This window comes from Nitrosomonas sp. Nm166 (genome assembly GCF_900112825.1).
Lineage (GTDB): Bacteria > Pseudomonadota > Gammaproteobacteria > Burkholderiales > Nitrosomonadaceae > Nitrosomonas.
Window position 1 is genome coordinate 1 of the sequence record NZ_FONE01000107.1, and the last position, 1,693, is coordinate 1,693.

Annotated in this window: 2 protein-coding genes; one reads left to right on the forward strand and one right to left on the reverse strand. The window is 36.1% G+C overall.

From position 1 onward, the window contains the following. Positions 1 to 446 precede the first annotated feature (446 nt). Positions 447 to 998 carry a DUF4142 domain-containing protein gene (locus BM021_RS14895; RefSeq protein ID WP_090721756.1) on the forward strand — a complete coding sequence of 184 codons (552 nt, stop codon included), beginning with the start codon at positions 447 to 449 and terminating at the stop codon, positions 996 to 998. Between the two features lie 249 nt (positions 999 to 1,247). Here BM021_RS14895 and BM021_RS14900 read toward each other — a convergent pair whose 3' ends face one another. Beyond that, a complete protein-coding gene (locus BM021_RS14900) occupies positions 1,248 to 1,508 on the reverse strand; it encodes a transposase (protein WP_090721757.1) in 261 nt (86 codons plus the stop codon). Positions 1,509 to 1,693 lie beyond the last annotated feature (185 nt).

The window sequence follows — 1,693 nt, forward strand, 5'->3', positions numbered from 1 at the left end:
TTACACATTCCGCGAGAAGAAACCCTCCCTTAATATCAGATCCTCACAAGCTCTTCCAGTCGTACTGATGTGATCCTTATGTCGAACTCACGTTAAAAATAATGTTGCACCTGCACCTGCTATAAAATGCAGGGCTTGATCTTTAGGCATAGAAAACCCGCTCACTGGCGGGCTCTAGAAATAAAACCCGCTTAGGACGACGATCCTAAACGGGAGAGTCTTGATTATGGATAAGTTAAATTACGCTTTTTAGGGTGCAGTTTTCAATGTATTAATCGCTATTTTTGGACGATTTATCCAAGAAGTAATAATAAAATTTCAATTAAGATATTGTTAAGTGTTTAAAAAATAAATTCTAAGACGTGTGATTCCGTACAGACTAGAGATTCCAACAGAATTTATTATTAGATTGTGTTTTGTTGAGATTTTAAATTTCTGGAGGATGTATGAAAATATTGCCCTTAACCTTAGCTTTAGCTCTGTCATTAATTATGTTAGCGGCTAAGGCAGAAATATTAATTGAAAAAAATGATCTGGGAGAAGAGGAAATTGTTCATGTTCTTGTCACTGCAAATGAAGCCGATATACGACAAAGTCGCTTAGCCACAGAAAGGGCTATACATGTCGACGTTAGGGCGTATGCCTATAGAATGATTAATGATCATTCTGACAGCAATAAACAAATTCATGAGTTAATAAATAAACTAAAATTAATTCCTTTAGATAATAGATTTAGTAAAGAACTAAACTTAAATACTGAGAATGAGATAAAAATATTAAATGCAGCCGAAAAAAATGAATTCGATAAAAAATATATTGAATCAGAAATTATTTTTCATAGAAAAGTAATAGAGGTTGCCGAGTCACAGCTTGTACCAAATGTAAAAGATGATGAGTTAAGAATCCTTATGCAAAAAACTTTTCCAATTCTTATCTCTCATCTCGAACATGCTGAAAAAATTTATAGCTTATTAAAACAAGATCATAGCATTCAATGACTTAAAATTTTAAAAAATGTATAATCGTTTTAAGCTACAAGCTTACTAATTGAAAAGCTATGTTAAGATGAATTATTAATTATTGCAGTTATTGCAGGAGACCTTTGCAAAATCACATAAACTCTATGTCTCGATGCCATTTTCTGATTTATTTGTAAGCGACTGGGTAATTTTTAGCCATTTTTGTACAAATGAACCCGGAATAATCACTCCAAGCCGACCATTTCCGGTTTAGAAGGCGCAATATTCCTATGTTTGCGTGATTATTCGACGATTGGCAAAGAGTTTGGGTAGCCTTTTCAAGTTATACGCCATAGCCAGCAGGATGTGCCAGGCATGTGCCCTGGCCAAGCCGCAGTAACGCAGTAATTTACCCCCAAACCAGCGCACCTGGCTGCCGAAGGTGCGCTCTACAACATAACGTGCTTTCGTGATCAGACTGTTGCGTTGTAACTGCCGACGTGTCAATGGCCTGGTTCTAACCGCCCTATCCTGAATGCCGTTTTTAATACCGCGTGTTTTTCAAAGCATCACGATGTTTCTGGCTACAATAAGCCTTGTCTGCATGAATACGGGTACCTGACTCGATTCTGGTTTTATCCCAAATTTTCCATTAGAGGAATTTTCTAATGGAAGCCATTAGAATAAGTTGTTAGAAATAAGGATAATTTGGTGAATTAGGGTAATTTGATTGG

What these genes read in the sequence shown, in the direction of transcription:
- BM021_RS14895 (WP_090721756.1), top strand. Translation starts at nt 447, where the DNA reads ATGAAAATATTGCCCTTAACCTTAGCTTTAGCTCTGTCATTAATTATG.